This is a genomic window from Hoeflea sp. YIM 152468, from assembly GCF_029210485.1.
Classification (GTDB): domain Bacteria; phylum Pseudomonadota; class Alphaproteobacteria; order Rhizobiales; family Rhizobiaceae; genus Hoeflea.
In genome coordinates this window covers 37,988-58,825 of sequence record NZ_JARGET010000012.1, presented here as the reverse complement: position 1 = coordinate 58,825, position 20,838 = coordinate 37,988, and the positions used below count along the sequence as shown (strand labels likewise).

17 protein-coding genes are annotated in these 20,838 nt (G+C 59.7%); 11 read left to right on the top strand and 6 right to left on the bottom strand.

All coding sequences use genetic code 11. The annotated features are described in order from the left end of the window. The first annotated feature begins 164 nt into the window (after positions 1 to 164). From hemH to PZ897_RS06870, 3 genes are all read left to right on the top strand, one after another. Entirely contained in the window at positions 165 to 1,211 is a 1,047-nt protein-coding gene (gene hemH, locus PZ897_RS06880) for a ferrochelatase (protein ID WP_275751114.1), read from the top strand. 144 nt (positions 1,212 to 1,355) lie between these two features. Continuing rightward, the gene (locus PZ897_RS06875) at positions 1,356 to 2,363 is read left to right on the top strand and encodes an SPFH domain-containing protein (protein ID WP_343217447.1); all 1,008 of its coding nucleotides are present in this window, start codon (positions 1,356 to 1,358) and stop codon (positions 2,361 to 2,363) included. Next, positions 2,360 to 2,815 carry an NfeD family protein gene (locus tag PZ897_RS06870; RefSeq protein ID WP_275751112.1) on the top strand — a complete coding sequence of 152 codons (456 nt, stop codon included), beginning with the start codon at positions 2,360 to 2,362 and terminating at the stop codon, positions 2,813 to 2,815. The genes PZ897_RS06875 and PZ897_RS06870 overlap by 4 nt, the downstream gene beginning before the upstream one ends. Positions 2,816 to 2,896: 81 nt before the next feature. Here the strand turns inward: PZ897_RS06870 and PZ897_RS06865 are convergent, their stop codons facing one another. Next, complete coding sequence (locus tag PZ897_RS06865; RefSeq protein WP_275751311.1) at positions 2,897 to 3,892, bottom strand: KpsF/GutQ family sugar-phosphate isomerase; 996 nt, start codon at positions 3,890 to 3,892, stop codon at positions 2,897 to 2,899. Between the two features lie 495 nt (positions 3,893 to 4,387). Here PZ897_RS06865 and PZ897_RS06860 point away from each other — a divergent pair, with 495 nt between their 5' ends. Next, positions 4,388 to 5,632, top strand: a complete 1,245-nt coding sequence (locus tag PZ897_RS06860) for an outer membrane beta-barrel protein (protein ID WP_275751110.1) — start codon at positions 4,388 to 4,390, stop codon at positions 5,630 to 5,632. Between the two features lie 75 nt (positions 5,633 to 5,707). On the opposite strand, the gene galU is transcribed toward PZ897_RS06860, so the two are convergent. Beyond that, positions 5,708 to 6,592: a UTP--glucose-1-phosphate uridylyltransferase GalU gene (gene galU, locus PZ897_RS06855; protein WP_275751108.1), complete on the bottom strand. Its 885-nt coding sequence runs from the start codon at positions 6,590 to 6,592 to the stop codon at positions 5,708 to 5,710. A gap of 190 nt (positions 6,593 to 6,782) precedes the next feature. On the opposite strand from galU, the gene PZ897_RS06850 reads away from it, so the two are divergent. Both PZ897_RS06850 and PZ897_RS06845 read left to right on the top strand, forming a co-directional pair. Further along, on the top strand, positions 6,783 to 8,000 hold the full coding sequence (locus PZ897_RS06850) for a lytic murein transglycosylase (protein WP_275751106.1): 1,218 nt from the start codon (positions 6,783 to 6,785) through the stop codon (positions 7,998 to 8,000). Positions 8,001 to 8,057: 57 nt separating this feature from the next. After that, entirely contained in the window at positions 8,058 to 9,215 is a 1,158-nt protein-coding gene (locus PZ897_RS06845; RefSeq protein WP_275751104.1) for a DUF459 domain-containing protein, read from the top strand. Between the two features lie 74 nt (positions 9,216 to 9,289). On the opposite strand, the gene PZ897_RS06840 is transcribed toward PZ897_RS06845, so the two are convergent. From PZ897_RS06840 to gltB, 3 genes are read right to left on the bottom strand one after another with little or no spacing between them, the layout of a single operon-like run. Then, positions 9,290 to 10,744, bottom strand: coding sequence for a glutamate synthase subunit beta (locus PZ897_RS06840; protein WP_275751102.1), 1,455 nt, complete (start codon positions 10,742 to 10,744; stop codon positions 9,290 to 9,292). Between the two features lie 44 nt (positions 10,745 to 10,788). Next, a complete protein-coding gene (locus tag PZ897_RS06835) occupies positions 10,789 to 10,926 on the bottom strand; it encodes a hypothetical protein (protein ID WP_275751100.1) in 138 nt (45 codons plus the stop codon). After that, entirely contained in the window at positions 10,923 to 15,650 is a 4,728-nt protein-coding gene (gene gltB, locus PZ897_RS06830) for a glutamate synthase large subunit (RefSeq protein ID WP_275751098.1), read from the bottom strand. The genes PZ897_RS06835 and gltB overlap by 4 nt, the downstream gene beginning before the upstream one ends. A 576-nt stretch (positions 15,651 to 16,226) precedes the next feature. Here gltB and PZ897_RS06825 point away from each other — a divergent pair. The 5 genes from PZ897_RS06825 to PZ897_RS06805 all read left to right on the top strand — a co-directional run bounded on the left by PZ897_RS06825 (position 16,227) and on the right by PZ897_RS06805 (position 20,070). Beyond that, a complete protein-coding gene (locus tag PZ897_RS06825) occupies positions 16,227 to 17,276 on the top strand; it encodes a low specificity L-threonine aldolase (protein ID WP_275751096.1) in 1,050 nt (349 codons plus the stop codon). Between the two features lie 172 nt (positions 17,277 to 17,448). Then, on the top strand, positions 17,449 to 17,754 hold the full coding sequence (locus PZ897_RS06820; RefSeq protein WP_275751094.1) for a DUF2282 domain-containing protein: 306 nt from the start codon (positions 17,449 to 17,451) through the stop codon (positions 17,752 to 17,754). A 33-nt stretch (positions 17,755 to 17,787) separates the two neighbouring features. Next, positions 17,788 to 18,708 (top strand): DUF692 domain-containing protein, encoded by a 921-nt coding sequence (locus PZ897_RS06815; RefSeq protein WP_275751092.1) that lies wholly within the window; start codon positions 17,788 to 17,790, stop codon positions 18,706 to 18,708. Further along, complete coding sequence (locus tag PZ897_RS06810) at positions 18,695 to 19,498, top strand: DNA-binding domain-containing protein (protein WP_275751089.1); 804 nt, start codon at positions 18,695 to 18,697, stop codon at positions 19,496 to 19,498. Before PZ897_RS06815 ends, PZ897_RS06810 begins: the two co-directional genes overlap by 14 nt. Beyond that, positions 19,495 to 20,070, top strand: coding sequence for a DoxX family membrane protein (locus PZ897_RS06805; protein WP_275751088.1), 576 nt, complete (start codon positions 19,495 to 19,497; stop codon positions 20,068 to 20,070). Before PZ897_RS06810 ends, PZ897_RS06805 begins: the two co-directional genes overlap by 4 nt. A 76-nt stretch (positions 20,071 to 20,146) precedes the next feature. Here the strand turns inward: PZ897_RS06805 and PZ897_RS06800 are convergent, their stop codons facing one another. Then, the gene (locus tag PZ897_RS06800; protein WP_275751085.1) at positions 20,147 to 20,614 is read right to left on the bottom strand and encodes an Hsp20 family protein; all 468 of its coding nucleotides are present in this window, start codon (positions 20,612 to 20,614) and stop codon (positions 20,147 to 20,149) included. Positions 20,615 to 20,838: the final 224 nt, after the last annotated feature.

The window sequence follows — 20,838 nt, the reverse complement described above, 5'->3', positions numbered from 1 at the left end:
GATATGCGCCAGGGCCCGGTTTTCCGGGCCCTTTTGCATGCGCTATCCCGCATTGGCCGGCTTGCGGAAGATTGATTTGTCGAACCGTGCCACTATGTTCCAGACGAAGCCAACACAGCTGAGACAATCATGAAATGGACGCGACCTTGAACACGCATGTAAGTATGTCTGACGAAGCCAGCCGGGCGGTGGGCGAGCTTCCCGCCGAACATCCGCCGGTAAAAATCCAGAAAGTTGGCGTTCTGATCGTCAATCTGGGAACCCCGGACGGCACGGACTACAAATCGATGCGCCGCTATCTCAAGGAGTTCCTCACCGACAGGCGGGTGATCGAATGGTCGCGCCTGTACTGGTACCCGATCCTGTTCGGCATCGTGCTCAACACCCGCCCGGGGCGCGTTGGCAAGGCCTATGAGGAGATCTGGAACAGGGATCTCGATGAAAGCTACCTGAGAACATACACCCGCAATCAATCCGACAAGCTGGGTCAGATCCTGGCAGACCATCCTTCCGTGCAGGTGGACTGGGCGATGCGTTACGGCCAGCCGTCAATTCCCGACAAGCTGCAGGCGCTCAAGGATGCGGGATGCGATCGCATCGTGCTGTTTCCACTTTATCCGCAATACGCTGCGGCCACCACCGCCACCGTCAATGACAAGGCGTTCCAGGCCCTGATGGGCATGCGCTGGCAGCCGGCCTTGCGGACGGTTCCGCCCTATCACGACGATCCGGCCTATATCGAGGCGATCGCCCAGTCGATCGAGTCCCATATCGCCGGGCTTGATTGGGAGCCTGAAATCGTTCTCACCTCGTTTCACGGCATTCCACAATCCTACTTTCTCAAGGGTGACCCCTATCATTGCCAATGCCTCAAAACGGCGCGGCTGGTCTGTGAACGGCTGGGGTGGCCGAAGGAAAAGCTGATGGTCACGTTCCAGTCGCGTTTCGGACCCGAAGAGTGGCTGCAACCCTATACCGACAAAACCGTGGAGAAGCTGGCCAGGGATGGGGTGAAGCGCATGGCTGTCATCAATCCCGGTTTCGTTTCCGATTGCCTGGAGACCCTTGAGGAAATTGCCGGCGAGGCTGGCGAGATATTTCTCGAACACGGCGGTGAGAAATTCACCCACGTCCCGTGTCTCAATGATTCCGAAAGCGGCATGAAGGTGCTCGAAACCATTGTCCGGCGCGAGTTGCAAGGCTGGGTCTAACGGGTCTGCCGGCCAGAAGCATCCATTCTTGGGCTTGCGGCAAGATAATCCCGCCGGAAGATTGCAAGCCCCTGCAAGACCAACTACCTGTTTGGGCTAGCGCGGCAATTCTGCTGGCCGCAATAAAATACGGGAGCGTTGGGCATGTTGGGACTGGATATCACGGTCATCGTCGTCGTTGTCATTGCAATCCTGGTCCTGTTTTCCGGGATCAAGACGGTGCCGCAAGGCTATGCCTTCACGGTTGAACGGTTCGGACGCTACACCCGAACCCTCACCCCCGGCTTGAACATCATTGTCCCGTTTGTCGACCGCATCGGCCGCAAGATAAACATCATGGAGCAGGTGCTCGACATTCCCACCCAGGAAGTCATCACCCGCGACAATGCCTCCGTTTCCGCCGATGCGGTCTCATTCTATCAGGTGCTCAACGCTGCGGAAGCAGCCTACCAGGTATCGAATCTGGAACAGGCCCTGCTTAATCTGACCATGACCAACATCCGCTCGGTGATGGGGTCGATGGATCTCGACGAACTTCTCTCCAACCGCGATGCCATCAATGACCGGCTGTTGCGCGTTGTGGACCAGGCCGCCGCCCCCTGGGGCATCAAGATCACCCGCGTCGAAATCAAGGACATCGCTCCCCCGGTCGATCTGGTCGAGGCCATGGGCCGGCAGATGAAGGCGGAGCGCGAGAAGCGCGCAGATATCCTGGAAGCCGAAGGCTCGCGCAATTCCCAGATCTTGCGCGCAGAGGGCGCCAAACAGTCCGCCATCCTCGAAGCCGAGGGCCGTCGGGACGCGGCATTCCGGGATGCCGAGGCCCGCGAGCGGCTTGCCGAAGCAGAAGCCAAGGCGACCACGATGATGTCGGTTGCCATCTCCGAAGGCGATGTGACAGCGATCAACTATTTTGTCGCGCAAAAATACACCGAGGCACTTGGACAGATTGCCTCGGCGCCAAACCAGAAGGTCATCCTGATGCCGCTGGAAGCCTCCTCGCTGATCGGGTCACTGGGTGGCATCGGCGCGATTGCCAAGGAAGTCTTCGACGTGAATGGCGCTCAGCCTTCCTCCGGCCAGGCAGTTCGCCGGTCGTCTGCCACCACACCCGGCTACCAGGCCAAGCCGCAAGGGGAGCAAGACACATGATTGTGGCCCTGGCAACAGAACTCGGGCCATGGACCTGGTGGATCATAGGTCTGCTGTTTCTTGGCGTGGAAATTCTGGTTCCGGGTGTCTTTCTGCTGTGGATAGGTTTGGCCGCCATCGTCGTTGGTGCCATTTCGCTTGCCGTGTGGGGGGCCGATTTTTGGGGCTGGCAGTTGCAGCTGCTGGTTTTCGCAGTGCTGGCCATCGGCTTCGCCCTTGCCGGACGCCGGATTTCCAGCGCCAGCGCCGAAAGCGACCAGCCAATGCTCAACCGGCGGATCGAAGGCCTGGTCGGCCGGACAGCGACGCTGGAAGAGCCGATCATCGACGGCAAGGGACGCATCCGGCTTGATGACACCACCTGGATCGTTCAGGGCACCGAGATGCCGGCAGGAACACGGGTCCGCATCATCGCGGCGCAAGCCGGAGGCCTGTCGGTCGAGCGGGCCTGATCACCATTTGAGGCGGGGTGCGGGAGCAACAGGCCCGCCTCGCTGACCCCCTGCCCACCACCGGCGTCTGACAAGATGAAGTCAGGCAACCCCGATCCGCAGCAGGTCGTGGAAGTGCACGATGCCGATCGGCGACAGCGTGTTGTCGGTGACGATCAGGGCGCCAATCGAGTTCTGGTTCAGGATGGCCATCGCCGTGCTGGCGAGCGCGGTGGGCGCAATCGTCTTGGGCTGGCTTGTCATGATCGCATCAATCGGCTGATCCACCAGGTTTCGGCCCAGATTGCGGGCCACATCTCCATCGGTGACGATGCCGATCAGCCGTCCATCCGGCCCGGTGATACCGACGCAGCCGAATTTTCGCACCGACAGCGTCATGATTGCTTCCGGCGCCGGCGTGCCCGAGGGGACCAACGGCACGGATTCCCCAGTGTGCATCACATCCGACACATGCGCCAGATTGGCCCCGAGCCGCCCGCCGGGATGAAAGGTATGAAAATCGCCCGCGGTAAATCCCTTCGCCTCGAGCAAGGCCACTGCAAGCGCATCGCCCAGGGCGAGCTGCATCAGCGTCGAGGTGGTTGGCGCCAGCCCATGCGGGCAGGCTTCCTGTTCCTTTGGCAGCAACATGACGAGATCGGCTTCGCGCGCCAACGCTGAGTCCGCGCCTGAGGTGAACGCCACCAGCGGAATCTGAAAGCGGCGGGAATAGGCAAGAATCCCCTTCAATTCCGCGCTTTCTCCCGACCAGGACAGCACGATGATCGCGTCATCACGCTCAATCATGCCCAGATCGCCATGATTGGCTTCCGCGGGATGGACAAAGTGCGACGGCGTTCCGGTCGAAGACAGCGTCGCGGCAATCTTGGCGCCTATATGTCCGCTTTTGCCAACGCCGGTGACGATCACCCGTCCGGTAATGGAACCCAGCGTTTGAACCGCCCGGGTGAAGGGCTCAGCAAGCCCATTCTCAAGCGCCGTAGCAAGGGCATGAAGTCCGTTCATTTCGGTGCGGATGGTACGCCCGGCCGAACGCGGGATTTCATTGCTTGGATAGTCTGGCAGGATCTTCTTCATCACGCCGGAATATCGCTTTGCCGCCCCGGTGTCCATCAAGCACCGCAGAGATTGGTCAAAGCTCGGGATCGAAACCTTGCGTTAACCACAAGTGTTTACGGTTTGACAAGATTTGGATGAGTCCGGACCCCACGACGCATGCGCGATTGCACCAACACTCTTAGCACACACAAACTAGCGCGGCGCAACCGGCTTCGCCTCAGTGTGTCTGCTCTTTGCATTCTGGCAACGATCGCCGCAGCCCGGGGTCAAACCGCTACACGCGATGACGCCGCCACCGACCTTTATCAACTGCGCGGAACCACTCAACAAACGTCTCCGAGACAATCCATCGCGGCTGCATCACTCTACGGCGCCCTGCCGGTCCAACGTCCGGCCTCACCCGGTTCCGGATCTGGACCGGATGACACTGAAGCTGTTGCCTCAGCCTCTGGCCTGCCGACCGGATCGAGCGAAAGCTCCCTCGGCGCGGAAGCGGAGGATGTTACAGGATCCATGGGCTCCCCCTCCGTTCTCAGCCAGGCAGACGAGGATTATGCCGCAGGCCTGGCCCGCCAGAACGTCCGCGCTGAAACTGTCGATGGTCTGGCTCCCGAGCCGCTGGATCAGGAGAGCACGGTCACAGGATTCAGGTTTGGGTCTCTGACGCTGCGGCCGTCTGTTGATGAGCGAATTGTGCACGAAACAAACCGTTACGGCACGGCCAAAACCAGCCGGATCTACAGTCAAACGACAGTGTCCGGCACGCTTCAATCCGACTGGTCCCGGCACCAGCTCAGCGTCGATGGAACCGGCACCTGGCAGAAAAACCTCTCCGGCACAGGCACGGAATCGCCAAGCGCTGACATCAATGCACGGCTCAATCTGAATCTGGTTGATGACCTGACGGCACTATTGGCTGCCGGCTACAGTTACGAACAGGAAAGCCGTACCGATCCCAACGCCATTTCCGGCGCCACCACCCAGTCGGGAATTCACGAATGGCGCGCCAGTGCGGGGCTGCAGAAAAATCTCGGGCTGCTGCGCGGCACCACCACAGTGGAACTGACCCGCAGGCTCTATGGCGACGCCACCCTCGCCGATGGCAGCAGTGTGCTGGTCGATGACCGGGATACGCTGGGCGCTGAACTGACCGCCAGGATCGGCTATGCCATATCACCGGCATTGATCCCGTTTCTGGAAGCGTCAATTGGCCGTGAAAAATATGATCAGCGCATAGATTCCAGCGGGGCTGAGCGGTCCTCGACGACGATTGGCGGACGTGCCGGCGCAGAGGTCAATCTAGGCGAAAAGCTCAGTGGCGAGCTGGCGGCCGGCTATGTTCTGCGGACCCTTGATGACGCCAACCTGGCCGACATTTCAGGCCTCACTCTGGATGGCGAACTGAACTGGTCACCGCTCAGGGGCACAGATGTCAATCTGGGTCTGTCGACGACACTTGAATCCGCCACGGCCTCGGGCCAGTCCGGCGCAATTGTCTATGAGTTCGATACAACCCTGAGACAGCAGATCCACAGTGCGGTGGTTGCCAGGCTAGGGGCGACGGCAAGCTACAGAGATTATGATTCCGGCAGCAGCCGCGCCAACCAGCGCAGTTATGGCGCATCTACCGGACTGACATGGAGCATAAATCGCTATCTCGATCTGGAAGCGGACGCCAGCTATGAGCGAACCGAAGAACCCGGCGCAACGGATGAAGAAACCACCCGGATAGGTCTGGGCCTGAGGATGCGCAGATAGGCTCTGCCTCGACTGCACGCAGCGCGATCAGTTGCGGCCTGTGCGTGTACGACTCATGCACATCCTGCCATCCGGCTAGCCGTCGGCAATGAGCTTTCGCAATCCGTCTGCGACCAGTGGCCTGATGTCATCCCGGCTTAGTGCGAAGGCGACATTGGCCAGGATAAAGCCTTCCTTGGAGCCGCAATCATAGGTCTCGCCGCCAAAGGGATAGGCAGAAAACGCCTGCCGGTCAGCAAGCTTGAGCATCGCATCGGTCACCTGAATCTCATTGCCCGCACCGCGTTCCTGGCTCGACAGGATGTTGAAGATCTCGGGCTGCAGAATATAGCGCCCGTTAATGTAATAATTGGACGGGGCGGTGCCCTTCGGCGGCTTCTCGACCATTTCCGTAATGCGGAATCCGCCGTCAAGGGCCTCGCCTTTCCCGACAATACCATACCTGTGCGCCTGCTCGGGATCGCATTCGGCGACGGCGACAATGTTGCCGCCAACCTTCTCGTACAGATCAACCATGCCGGAAAGACAGCCCACCGTGTCGCGCATCACCATGTCGGGAAGCAGCAGCGCGAAGGGCTCGTCACCAACGATATCCCGGGCGCACCAGACAGCATGTCCGAGACCGAGCGGAGCTTGCTGGCGGGTGAAGCTGGTCGCGCCGGCTTGAGGCAGCATATCTTCCAACACCGCCAATTCGGCCGTCCTGCCGCGCTCGCGCAACGTCGCCTCCAGTTCGGTCTGGATGTCGAAATGATCTTCGATCACGCCCTTGTTGCGCCCGGTGACGAAAACAAAATGCTCGATGCCTGCGGCCATCGCTTCTTCGACGACATACTGGACCACGGGCTTGTCGACGACGGTCAGCATTTCCTTCGGCACAGCCTTGGTGGCGGGAAGGAATCGGGTCCCGAGCCCTGCAACCGGCAGAACAGCCTTTCTGATTTTACGCACCGTGGTCATATGTTCTCCTCATTTCTCGAAAACCATCCGGCTCAATGCCGGCAGATATCGGTCAATATGGGGCATTGGCCGGGTTCTGCCAAATTCAGGCACTCCGGCCATCAATATGGTAAACGATTTGTTGACAGCTGCAGGCTACGATCGTCAATCAGTCACCCCTTACCGCCCCAAACGACAGGATGCTTGGAACATGATCCGATCACCCATGAATTTTGCTCGCACCGCCAGCCTCTGCCTGTTTGCTGGTGTTTTTGCCCCGCTGCCGGCCCTTGCAGATGCAGGTTTTCAAAAGTGGGTCGCAGGCTTTTACAGCACTGCGGCAAAAGCCGGCATCTCTCGTTCAACCTACGAGAGCGCATTTAGGGGCGTCACCACGCCTGATCCAACAGTGCTTGAAAAAGCCCGGTATCAGCCCGAATTCACCACCAAGGTGTGGGACTATCTCGATTCCCGTGTCAATCCTTACACCATCGCCAAGGGCCGCGAGATGGGCGCGAAACACGCCCGGACGCTGAAGGCAATCGAGCGCCATTTCGGCGTCGATGCAACTGTTCTGCTGGCCATCTGGTCCATGGAATCCAACTACGGCGAGATTCTCACCAAGACCGACCGTCTGCACTATGTTCCGCAGGCCCTTGCCACGCTGGCTTATGCCGATCAAAAACGCGCCAAGTTTGCACGCCAGCAGCTTGTGGCTGCGCTGAAGATCCTGCAGGCGGGGGACATTTCGACACGGCAGATGACCGGCTCCTGGGCCGGCGCTATGGGGCACACCCAGTTCATCCCGACAAGCTATCTCGCCTTTGCGGTGGACGCGGATGGAAACGGAAGTCGCGACATCTGGAACTCGATTCCTGACGCCCTTGCAACGGCAGCCAATCTGCTGAAGAAAAACGGCTGGAGGCCCGGCGAGACCTGGGGATATGAGGCTGTGCTGCCGCGAGGCGGCGACAAGTATGCCGGCCAGACCAAGACCTTGGCACAATGGGTCTCGCTCGGCTTTTCCCGTCCCAGTGGCAAGGGCTTTCCCGACGGCAGCCGTCGTGCGGAACTCAAGCTGCCGGGGGGAGCAAACGGGCCGGCATTCCTGATGACCAAGAACTTCTTCGTCCTCAAGCGCTACAACAATTCCGACTCCTACGCGCTGGGTGTTGGTGCCCTGGCCGACGAAATTGCCGGATATGGCGGCATCGACCAGCGCTGGCCCCGCCCGGCAGGAACGCTCGACGTCAAGGAGAAGTTCGAATTGCAGACCCGCCTCAAGAAGCTTGGCTATTACGATGGCGAGATTGACGGTAATTTCGGCTCCGGATCGAGGGCGGCTATTGCCTCTTTCCAGTCGCGCGCCGGCTTGACCGGCGAGGCAATTCCATCGCAAAGAATACTCGATGCAATCCGCCGTTATTGATCGCCAATAGGTGCCGGATCGCGATCTGCCCACCGCGGAACAGGAGTTGACACCCGCGTGACCTACCGGTTTCCAATCCTGCGCTATCTCGCTGTCGTGCTTGTCATGACGACGGCGGGGTCGGCGATCGTGAACCTGGTGGAACCCGCAACTGCGCAGGAGCGGGTGGAACGAAAGTCCTTTCTGCAGTTGCTGTTTGGCGGCGGAAACACGCCGAAACCGAAGGCCGAGCGGCCTGCACCCCGGACAAGTCGGGTGAAGAAACCCACCCGTAATGTGGCTCCGGCCCCACCGCCGGAACCGACCGTCGAGAAGCTTGAAAATGCCCGCAAGATCCTGGTGCTTGGCGATTTTCTCGCCAATGGCACAGCAGATGGTCTCAGAGCTGCATTTGAGCAGGCTCCGGGGGTCGTTGTGATCGACCATACCAGCGGTTCATCAGGGCTGGTGCGGGACGACTATTACAATTGGCCGGTGGAGGCCAAGGCGATTGTCGAGGAGGTGCAGCCATCGATCATCGTGGTTCAGCTTGGCTCGAACGACCGGCAGCAACTCCTGATCAACGGCGAGCGCGAAGACGTCCGGTCGACCAACTGGCTTGCCGAGTATGAACACCGCACCCAACAGCTCATCAACTCGCTTCGGGCGCGCAATACGCCGGTCTTGTGGATGGGCCTGCCTGCGTTCAAATCACCGTCGATGACCACCGACATGGTGGCGTTCAATGGTGTCTTCAGGAAGCAGATCGGCAAGGCTGGAGGCGAGTTCATCGACATTTGGGACGGGTTTGTCAACGAAGAGGGAAAGTTCATTTTCACCGGTTCCGACATCAACGGGCAGCAGGTGCGGCTGCGCGGATCCGATGGAATCAATGTCACCGCGGCGGGGCGGCGCAAGATGGCGTTCTATGCTGAAAAGTCGATCCGCAGATTGCTTGGCGACGCCACCTCGGAAGATATCGAAACACTCGATTCGGCGAATTTTCCGGAAATCTTCATGCCGCCGCCGCCCGGCGAAAACACCGCGGTCGTGCGGACCCTGCCCGTCGCCATGACGGATCCGGAGCTTGACGGGGGCGCTGCGTTGTTAGCTGAGATGCCGGCAACCGCAAGCCTGGTTCGCTCGCCGCGCGACAAGCTTGTGGTCGATGGCATTCTTTCGGAGGCGCCGGCTGGCCGCGTCGACAATTTCGACTGGCCACCAGGCAGCCGCTGAACCAGGCCGGTTCCTCTGCCACGGATTTGCCGCGACACCGGCCGCGCCCTCTGGCGCGCCTGCGCTCAATTGCATCAGCGGGGAAGATCTGTGGCCCCCATCAGGCTCAGATCGATGTCCCGCGCAGCCTGACGACCCTCGCGGATCGCCCACACGACAAGGCTCTGCCCACGGCGCACATCGCCAGCGGCCCATAGTTTGTCAACGGACGTGCGATAGTCGTTTTCATTGGCGACGACATTGCTCGATCCACGCCGGTCCACGTTCACCACAAGCTTGTCGCCAAGCTCGCTGACGACGCCCTTTTCCAGCACCCCGCGGAAGCCGATCGCGACGAACACCAGATCCGCCTTTATGACGAATTCTGTTCCAGCCACCGGCTTGCGTTTTTCATCGACCTCGCAGCATTTGACCCCGGTCAGAATGCCGTTTTCGCCGATCAGTTCGAGGGTGCCGACCTGGAACTCGCGAATTGCACCTTCGGCCTGGGATGATGATGTCCGCATTTTCGTGGCCCAGTAAGGCCAGACGGCGAGCTTGTCTTCCTTCTCGGGCGGCTGTGGCCGAATATCAAGCTGGGTGACTTTGACAGCGCCCTGCCTGAACGCGGTGCCGACGCAGTCGGAGGCCGTATCGCCGCCGCCGATCACCACCACATGCCTGCCACCCGCCAGCACCGGATCTGAAGGCCAGCCGACATTGTCGATGCTTTCGCGCGCCACGCGCTTGTTCTGCTGCACCAGATACGGCATCGCATCATGCACGCCAATCAGATCGGCACCCGGAATACCGACGTCACGCGGCGTCTCGGAGCCGCCGGTGTAGAGCACCGCGTCGTAGCTTGCGAGCAACTCTTCAACGCTTTTGTCGACGCCCACATTGACGTTGCAGAAGAAGGTGACGCCTTCGCCTTCCATCTGTTCGATGCGACGGTCGATGAAGTGTTTCTCCATCTTGAAATCGGGAATGCCATAGCGCAGCAAGCCGCCCGGCTGGCTCTCGCGCTCATAGACATGAACATCGTGTCCGGCGCGGCCAAGCTGCTGAGCTGCCGCCATGCCGGCAGGTCCCGAACCGATGAGGGCAACCGTCTTGCCGGTTTTGCGCAGAGCCGGCTGCGGCACGATAAAACCAAGCTCGTAGGCCTTGTCGGCCAGCGCCTGCTCCACGGTCTTGATGGCAACAGGTGCATCCTCAAGATTGAGAGTGCAGGCTTCCTCGCACGGCGCCGGGCAAATCCGACCGGTGAATTCCGGAAAGTTGTTGGTCGAATGCAGGTTGCGGATCGCCTCTTCCCAGTTGTCGTTGTAAACCAGATCGTTCCAGTCCGGAATCTGGTTGTGCACCGGGCAGCCGGTCGGTCCGTGGCAATAGGGAATGCCGCAATCCATGCAGCGCGCCGCCTGCTTCTGCACTTCCTGATCGCTCATCCGGATGGTGAACTCGCGGTTATGGCGGATGCGATCAGATGCCGGCTGATACTTTGCCGTCTGCCGGTCGATCTCGAGAAAACCCGTTACCTTGCCCATTCTATATTCCTTACATCAGAGTGGCGGCCAGGAAGCCCCCGATATCAATAGGCCTGGCCAATGACCGCCCCCAGGACGATGAATTCAATGCCGAACCTGTCGTTTGCAGCGCTGGCAACCGCCGGCACGGCGCTTGCGATGGCCGTCGAAAGCAGCCGGTGGAAGACTGCTCCACGATTCATTCCGCCGCCACGCCCATGCGCATCCGCTCCATGTCCTCAAGCGCACGCCGATACTCGACCGGCATCACCTTGCGGAATTTCGGACGGTAACCGGCCCAATCGTCGAGTATGGCCTTGGCCCGCGCAGACCCGGTGTAATGCATGTGATTGGAGATCAGCTGGAACAGCCGTTCCTCGTCATGCCGGGTCATGTCGCCACTGACATCGACCCGGCCCTTGTGGGCAAGGTCGCCGCCGTGATGGTGCAGCTTCTCGAGGATATCGTCTTCCTCGGGAACCGGTTCCAGTTCGACCATCGCCATATTGCAGCGGCTGGCGAAATCGCCCGCTTCATCGAGAACATAGGCAACCCCGCCCGACATGCCGGCTGCGAAGTTGCGGCCGGTTTCACCGATCACCACAACCAGACCGCCGGTCATGTACTCACAACCGTGATCCCCCACGCCCTCGACCACGGCGATGGCGCCTGAGTTGCGAACAGCAAAGCGTTCACCCGCAACCCCGCGGAAATAGCACTCGCCTTCGATCGCACCGTAAAGCACGGTGTTGCCGACGATGATCGAATTCTCTGCCACGATCGGGCAGTCTGCCGGCGGCCGGACAATGATGCATCCGCCAGACAGCCCCTTGCCGACATAATCATTTGCGTCACCCGACAGGTTGAAGGTCACGCCATGGGCCAGGAAGGCGCCGAAAGACTGGCCTGCGGTGCCGCTGAGATTGACCGTGATCGTGTCGTCCGGCAGCCCCTTGTGCCCGAACCGCTTGGCAACCTCGCCAGACAACATCGCACCGGTCGACCGGTCGACATTCTTGATATCGACGTCGAACTCGATGGTTTCCCTGTTCTCGAGCGCCGGCATCGCCGTTTCGATCAGCTTCCGGTCGAGGACATCGGCAATCGGATGGGTCTGGCGTTCGGTCTGGTAGATCTTCTCCTTGGCCGCATCCGGCTTGTGGAAAATACGGCTGAAATCGAGCCCCTTGGCTTTCCAGTGCTCGATCATGCCGTCCTTGGCGAGCAACTCCGACTGGCCGATAATCTCATCGAGATTGCGGTAGCCCATCGTCGCCAGCCATTCGCGCACTTCCTCGGCGACAAAGAAGAAGAAGTTGATGACATGCTCCGGCGTCCCCTTGAAACGCTTGCGCAAAACCGGGTCCTGTGTCGCCACGCCGACCGGGCAGGTGTTGAGATGGCATTTGCGCATCATGATGCAGCCCGCCGCAATCAAGGGCGCGGTGGAGAAGCCAAATTCATCAGCCCCAAGCAGAGCCCCGACGATGACATCGCGTCCGGTTTTCAGTCCGCCATCGACCTGCAGCGCAATGCGCGACCGCAGGCCATTGAGCACCAGCGTCTGATGGGTTTCGGCGAGGCCGATCTCCCACGGACTGCCGGCATGCTTGAGCGAGGTCAGCGGCGATGCGCCGGTGCCGCCATCATACCCCGAAATGGTGATGTGGTCGGCACGTGCCTTGGCAACGCCTGCCGCAACGGTTCCCACGCCCACTTCGGAGACCAGCTTGACCGAGATATCCGCCTCCGGATTGACGTTTTTCAGATCAAAGATCAGCTGCGCAAGATCCTCGATCGAATAGATGTCATGGTGCGGTGGCGGTGAAATCAGTCCGACGCCCGGCGTCGAGTGTCTGGTCTTGGCAATCGTCGCATCGACCTTGTGACCAGGCAGTTGCCCGCCTTCGCCCGGCTTGGCGCCCTGGGCAACCTTGATTTGGATCATGTCGGCATTGACCAGATATTCCGCTGTCACACCGAAGCGACCCGAGGCAACCTGCTTGATCGCCGAGCGTTCCGGATTGCGGCCACCGCCATAAAGCGGCAGGTAGCGATCCGGCTCTTCCCCGCCCTCGCCGGTGTTGGACTTGCCGCCGATCTTGTTCATCGCAACCGCCAGCGTCGTATGCGCCTCGCGGCTGATCGATCCGAAGGACATCGCCCCGGTGGAGAACCGCCTGACAATGGCCGCCGCCGACTCGACGTCTTCCAGCGGCACGGGCTGCCGGCCAGTGATCTCGGCAGTGCGAATCTCGAACAGGCCGCGAATGGCGTTCATGCGCACGGTCGAATGATTGACGATTTCCGAGAATTCGCGAAAGCGGTCCTTCGCATTGCCACGTACAGCATGCTGAAGCGTGGCGACTGCGTCGGGGGTCCATGCGTGTTCTTCGCCACGCACCCGGTAGGCATATTCGCCCCCCACGTCCAGCGAGGTTGCCAGCACAGGGTCGCCGGAGAACGCAAGCCGATGCCGCTCGGCGGTCTCTGACGCCACCTCGGAGAGACCTGCGCCTTCGATGTTTGTCGCGGTGCCGGTGAAATATGTGTCGATGAAATCCGTCGACAGGCCGATCGCATCGAAGATCTGCGCGCCGCAATAGGACTGGTACGTGGAGATGCCCATCTTTGACATCACCTTGAGAATACCCTTGCCGATCGCCTTGATATAGCGGGAAACGACCTCGTACTGATCAACTTCCGGTGGGAATTCGCCGCGCTTGTGCATGTCGAGCAGCGTGTCGAAGGCCAGATAGGGGTTGATTGCCTCGGCGCCGTAGCCTGCCAGACAGCAGAAGTGGTGGACTTCGCGCGGCTCGCCGGATTCGACCACAAGGCCGACCGAAGTACGCAACCCCTTGCGGATCAGATGATGATGAACCGCAGCAGTGGCCAACAGCGCAGGGATCGCGATCCGGTCTGCCCCGACCTGGCGGTCAGACAGGATGATGATGTTGTAGCCGCCGGTTACGGCTTCTTCCGCACGGTCGCAAAGCCGCTCAAGCGCAGCCTCCATCCCATCCGAACCTCTTTCGCTCGCATAGGTGAAGTCCAGCGTCTTGGTGTCAAAACGATCCTCGGTGTGGCCGATTGACCGGATTTTCTCAAGGTCGCCATTGGTAAGGATGGGCTGGCGGACCTCAAGCCGCTTCTTTTTCGCTGCGCCCTTGTGGTCGAGAATGTTTGGACGCGGCCCGATGAAGGACACCAGACTCATCACAAGCTCTTCGCGAATAGGGTCGATCGGCGGGTTGGTCACCTGCGCGAAATTCTGCTTGAAATAGGTGTAGAGCAGTTTTGATTTCTGCGACATCACCGAAATCGGCGTGTCGGTTCCCATCGAGCCGATGGCTTCCTGACCGGTGGTCGCCATCGGCGACATCAGGGTCCTGGTGTCTTCCTGTGTGTAGCCGAAGGCCTGCTGACGATCGAGCAGCGACACATCCCTGCGCAAGGCCCGCGGTTCAACCGGCTTGAGATCTTCGAGGATCAGCTGGGTCCGCTCCAGCCAGTCGCCGTAAGGGTGCTTTGCCGCCAGCCGCGACTTCACTTCCTCGTCGGAAATGATCCGGCCTTCTTCCATGTCGATCAGCAGCATCTTGCCGGGTTGCAGCCGCCACTTCTTGATGATCGCGCTTTCGTCGACCGGCAAAACACCGGCCTCAGACGCCATGATCACCCGGTCATCATCGGTGACGATGTAGCGTGCGGGGCGCAGCCCGTTCCGGTCGAGCGTGGCGCCAATCTGGACGCCATCGGTAAAGGCGACCGCTGCCGGACCGTCCCAGGGCTCCATCAGTGCCGCATGATACTCATAGAAGGCCTTGCGGTCCGCATTCATCAACGTGTTGCCGGCCCAGGCTTCGGGGATCAGCATCATCACCGCATGGGCCATCGAATAGCCGCCCCGGATCAAAAACTCGAGTGCGTTGTCAAAGCAGGCGGTATCGGACTGGCCTTCATAGGAAATCGGCCAGAGCTTGGAGATGTCGCTGCCAAACAACGGCGACGACACCGACGCCTGCCGGGCCGCCATCCAGTTGACATTGCCGCGCAACGTGTTGATTTCGCCATTATGCGCCACCATCCGGAAGGGATGCGCAAGCTTCCACGACGGAAACGTGTTGGTCGAGAACCTCTGATGGATAAGGGCGACCGCGGATTCCAGCCGTGGATCGCTCAGATCCTTGTAATAGGCGCCCAGCTGGTAGGCCAGAAACATGCCCTTGTAGACAATGGTCTGCGTCGACAGCGAGACAATATAGAAGCCATTGTCGCGGCCATCGGTTTCCTGGTAAACCCGGTTCGAAATGACTTTGCGGAGCACAAACAGCTGCCGCTCGAAGACGTTTTGATCTTCAGCACCTGCACCATTGCCGATGAAAACCTGAACATGGCGGGGTTCTGTCGCAACGATTTCGGGCGCCTCCGACAGGGATGAATTGTCAACAGGCACATCACGGAAGCCCAGCAGCGTCTGCCCTTCGGAGGCGACAACTTCGGCAATGATCTTCTTGAGGTGGTCGCACTGGGCCTCGTCCTGCGGCATGAAGACGAATCCGACGGCGTAATCGCCCGCGCGGGGAAGCGTCACCCCTTGCAACGCCATTTCCTCGCGAAAAAACCTGTCGGGAATCTGCACCAGAAGTCCCGCGCCATCGCCCATCAGCGGATCAGCACCGACTGCGCCGCGGTGGGTCAGGTTTTCAAGCATGAATAGGCCGTCCCGCACGATCTGGTGCGATTTTTGCCCCTTCATATGCGCGACGAACCCGACCCCGCAGGCATCATGTTCATTGCGCGGATCGTAAAGACCCTGTCGTGAGGGCAGTCCGAAGGTCTGCACGGCGACCGGTTTGTTCTTGGCCACAGCCTCACAAGCGCCAGTCTCCGTCCGAGATGGTGAAAAGTCTGCCATCTTCATTCCTCCTTGATTGCCGCCATGGCGGGGATGTCGACACCTCGTTCGCCCTCGCCGAGTACGGCGGCGCTGTGCGACCCGAATTCATCTACCGTCTGGTCTCGCGCGCTTTGCAAGTCTCACCTGATGGTGGAGCGCGCCGAGTGGATTTTATCATGAAGGCGTGGGAGCCGTCATCTGCAACCGAAGGATCGCGGGATTCCGGATTTCGCCTGCCATTTGCACTTGCCTCGGCCTCAGCCAGTTGCCCGGGGCAGGCACAAATAGGACAGCAACACTGTCCTATTTGCATCGTTCTATGACAGAATGCAGTCGACTTCGCAAGATACTGCCCCAAAAAAATCGCATCAGAACGACCGTAAATGCTTATCGGGCGATGAAAGGCGTAATTTAATTACGCAAACCGGCCATCATCCGAAGCTTTGCTGCACACGGGCTGAAAGCCGCGCGTGAAGACCCGCTGCACGAACCTGCCCCTCGTGGCGGGCACTTGATACCGATCCGGCCGCTTCAGACACTTTGAAAGCATGCAGTTTCATGCGATAGCCGAACACACTCAAGCTTTCGGAGATCCCGCTGATGATTTTCACATCCGACAACTGGGCTGGCGTTCACCCAGCCATTGCTGCCTCGCTGATGGCTCATTCCAACGGGTTTGCTGCAGCCTATGGCGCCGGAGACCTGGACCGGAAGGTCGAGAACACCTTCAACGAAACTTTCGGTCGGGATGTTGCAGTGTTCTTTGTCGGAACCGGCACCGCCGCCAATTCGCTCGCGCTTTCCTCCGTCAACCGGCCCGGTGGTGTGTCATTCTGCCATCGTGAAGCTCATGTTTTTGCCGATGAATGTGGTGCGCCGGAATTCTTCAGTCACGGATCGCGGCTGGCGCCGGTGGATGGAGCGGAAGGAAAAATGGATCCAGCGGCGCTGGAAGCGGAGATCGCCCGCTTTCCCCAAGGCTTCGTTCACGCCGGTCAGCCCATGGCTGTCACCCTCACCCAGGCCACCGAGTCGGGCACACTTTATCAGCCGGATGAAATCCGTGAAATTTCCAGAATAGCCAAGGCCCACGGCCTGCCGCTGCACATGGATGGCGCCAGATTCGCCAACGCTCTTGTCGCACTGGATCTCACGCCGGCTCAGATGACGGCAGATCTCGGCGTCGATATCGTCTCGTTTGGCGGCACCAAGAATGGTTGCTGGTGTGCTGAAGCACTTGTCTTTCTCGATCCTGAAATGGCGCGTCAGACCCCTTTCATCCGCAAGCGCGCCGCACAGCTCTTTTCCAAGAGCCGCTTCATTGCGGCCCAGTTTGACGCCTATTTCGAAAACAACCTCTGGCTTGAGACCGCTCGCCACGCCAACAGCATGTGCGCCCGCCTGCAGGCCGGCATCGAGAGCTCGGACAATGCCCGCCTGGCCTGGAAAAGCCAAGCCAATGAGACCTTCCCGATTGTCCCCAAGCCGCTCGTCAAGGAGATGATGGCCAAAGGGGCAATGTTCTACGAATGGTCCGCACCCCGCTCGGCCGCCCATCTGATTGGCGCCGAGGAAACCATGATCAGACTTGTCACCAGCTTCGCAACAACCGAGAACAATGTGGATCAGTTTGTCGACATGCTGAACTAGAATTTCAGTCACGACTGTTTATCGGCAAATCCAAACAGTTCACATCTGGCTCACGCGCAAGTGATGCCGGATAACGCGCGCTTGATTTCCAAGTGATGCATCAATTCGGCATGGTTCTTCTACCGGGGGCAGACAACCCGGAAATCAATTCTGATAAATCAAGGAGAACAGCATGTCGCAGAAAACACTCATCGGTGCCTCGGCCCTGGCTGGCGCAGTGGCAATGGCGATTTCAGGTGCAAGCTTCCTGGCATCCACCGATGGCGCATCAGCAGCCACGGAAAAATGCTATGGTGTGGCTATGGCGGGCAAGAATGATTGCGCCGCCGGACCTGGCACCACCTGTGCCGGCACCTCCAAAGTGGATTTTCAGGGCAATGCCTGGAAAAATGTTGAGGCTGGCACCTGCGTTGGCATGGATGTTGGCGAAGGCCGCATGGGATCGCTCGAACCGCTTGACCGCGACATTCCGGCCTGACTCGGGAACACTAGCTGAACGGAGGTCCTGAAGATGCCGCACTCCGCCCCTGCTTCGCAGCATGCCGGGACTTCCCGTTTCCCAAATACCCCGCTCCCGCCTCGTGCGGGGGCGGGATTGAAAGCCGAACACATCGATGCGGTCCTGACTGACGACTACAGGATCGGCTTCCTTGAGGTTCATGCTGAAAATTACATGGGAGACGGCGGCCCGGTCCACCAGGCACTTGCCGCAGTGCGTGCGGAATTTCCTCTCTCCGTGCACGGCGTCGGGCTCTCGATTGGCTCGGAAAGCGGTATCAATCCATTACATCTGGAGCGCCTGGCCAGAGTCGTCGAGCGCTATGAGCCTGCAATGGTGTCGGAACATCTCGCTTGGTCGAGCCATGATGCAGGCTATTTCAACGACCTGTTGCCGGTCCCTTACAACTCCCGGACCCTTGACCGGGTCGTCTCTCACATCGTCCAGATTCAGGATCGGTTGAAACGCCCGATCCTGCTCGAGAACCCGTCGACCTATGTCGCCTTCGAGCAGACGACCATGCAGGAAACTGATTTCATCCGGGAAATCGCCTGCAAATCTGGTTGCGGCCTGCTGCTTGATGTCAACAATGTCTTCGTCTCCGCCACCAATCACGGCTGGAAACCGCTCGAATATTTGCGCAAGTTCCCGCTTGAACTGGTTGAGGAAATTCACCTCGCCGGCCATGCCGAGGATGTTGACGATGAAGGCGACCTGCTGCTGATCGATGCCCACGATCGCCCGGTCGCCGACGCTGTCTGGAAGCTCTACGAAACAGTCATCATCCAGACAGGCGCTCTGCCGACACTTGTCGAATGGGACAATGATGTGCCGGACTGGCCAGTATTGCGCCGGGAAGCGCAACTTGTCGAAGCTGTTCTGGATCGTCTCGGGCCTGCCTCACTGCTCGGATCCCGTCATGCCGCAGGGTAAGGTGGAACCACCCTCTCCCCAGGCCGGGTTCGGCGCGGCGCTGCTCAACCCCGATCTCCCTTTGCCCGATGGGGTGATCGGGCCAGGCGGCAAGGCCGCCACCAAGCGTTTCGCAGTCTACCGCAACAACGTGACCGTCAGTCTGATCAATGCGTTAGCGGACATATTTCCGGCGGTGCAACGCCTGGTCGGTGAAGGTTTCTTTCGGGATATGGCCCGGATCTACCTCGCCGAGGAGCCGCCGCAATCGGCCCTGATGTTCGAGTATGGCGCAGGCTTTGCCGCCTTTCTCGAGCGCTTCAAGCCGGTTGACAAGCTGCCGTATCTTCCAGACGTGGCGCGGATGGAGCGGGCGTGGCTTGACGCCTATCACGCCTCCGACGCCGAGCCCTTGCGTCCGGAAAGTCTTGGCGCGATCTCGCCGGAAAACCTCGGTGAAACCATCTTCACCCCCCATCCGGCCACATGCATTGTTCAAAGCCGCTTTGCCGTGGTGTCGATCTTCTCCGCCAGCCGCGAGCAACGGCCACTCGGCAACATTCGCCCGCTCGAGCCGGAGGATGGGTTGATCACCCGGCCATCCGACGCGGTTCAGGTTCGCACACTGCCATCGGGCGCGTCGCTATTCTTCGAGGGGTTGATCGCCGGTGCAACACTGAGCCAGGCTGCCAGCATCACGCTTGAGCAGCATTCAGGCTTCGATCTGCCATCCGCCATTTCAGCCATGCTGGAGGCCGGATTGTTTTCAAGCTGCACGCCGGGTCAAACGGTTTCGGAGCCAGTCAAATGACATCCATCATCGATTTCTTCACCAGCCTTCACCACCGCGCCTTCGGCTATCTCGAACAGCTCGGCGACAGCTGGCTGCTGGGGCTCATTGCGCGGTTTGTCTTTGCATCGGTCTTGTGGGCCTATTACCTCAACTCGGCAAAGACCAAGGTCGGCGAGGGCGTATCGGGTTTCTTTTCCATTGCACCAGGGGCTTACTATCAGATCGCGCTGCCCGCGGTGGAAGCTGCTGGCGGCGACGTTGATGCGGTTGCGTTCTTGCCCTGGGGCCTGCTTGTTGTCATGGGCACCTACGCCGAGTTCATCCTGCCGCTGCTGATTGTCATCGGCCTGTTCGCCCGCCTTGCAGCCATAGCTATGATGGGTTTCATTGCGGTCCAGACCCTGGTCGACATCACCGTGCATCAGATCGGCGCTGAAAGCATCGGCGCCCTGTTCGACAGATTTCCCGATGGCCTGATCGCCGACCAGCGCCTGCTTTGGCTGGTGCCGTTACTGGTCATCGCCCTCAAGGGCCCGGGCCTTCTCTCCGCCGATGCCCTGCTGAAACGGTTTCGCACAGACAACACTTAAGTCCCCGAGCTCCCGCGGGCAAAAATGGCGCCCAGTTTCCTGAGCGCCATGATACACGTCCTGACTGGGGGAAAAATCAGGCCGTTTGGGCTTCGATCTGCCTGGTCTCGCCATTTGCATCATTTGAAATGGCAATGCGGCGAGGCTTCATCGCTTCGGGCAGTTCGCGGACCAGATCGATATGCAGAAGTCCGTTGCGCAAGGATGCGCCGGTTACCTCGACATGTTCGGCCAGCTGGAAGCGGCGTTCGAACGCACGCTTGGCAATTCCCCGATAGAGGAATTCAGTGCCTTTGACCTCATTGTCGTCGGCCTTCTCGCCGGTGACAGTCAAGACATGTTCGCGCGCCTCGATCGAGATCTCGGCCTCATCGAAACCGGCCACCGCCATGGTTATGCGGTAAGTGGTGTCGCCGGTCCGTTCGATGTTGTACGGCGGATAGGATTGTGTCTGATCCGTCGGCGCGAGTCCGTCAAGCATGGTCAAAAGCTTGTCGAAACCGACTGTGGATCGGTAAAGGGGTGAAAAGTCAACGTGACGCATGGGTGTCCTCCTTCAGAGCGACTTGGGTTTAGCGTTCTGGCTTCTGGTCTGCCCCACAACGGGCGGCATCCCTGCCAGCAGGCCCGGTAACCGGCGCCTGCAAAACCAATGTGGGAACTGTCGATCGCGGGTTCAAGATCTTTGCGCAGCCACCCTCGAGACTGGAACCCTGAATGGCAAATGAATGGCCCGTTTGGCCGAGGTTCAACTTTGACCGGCAATAA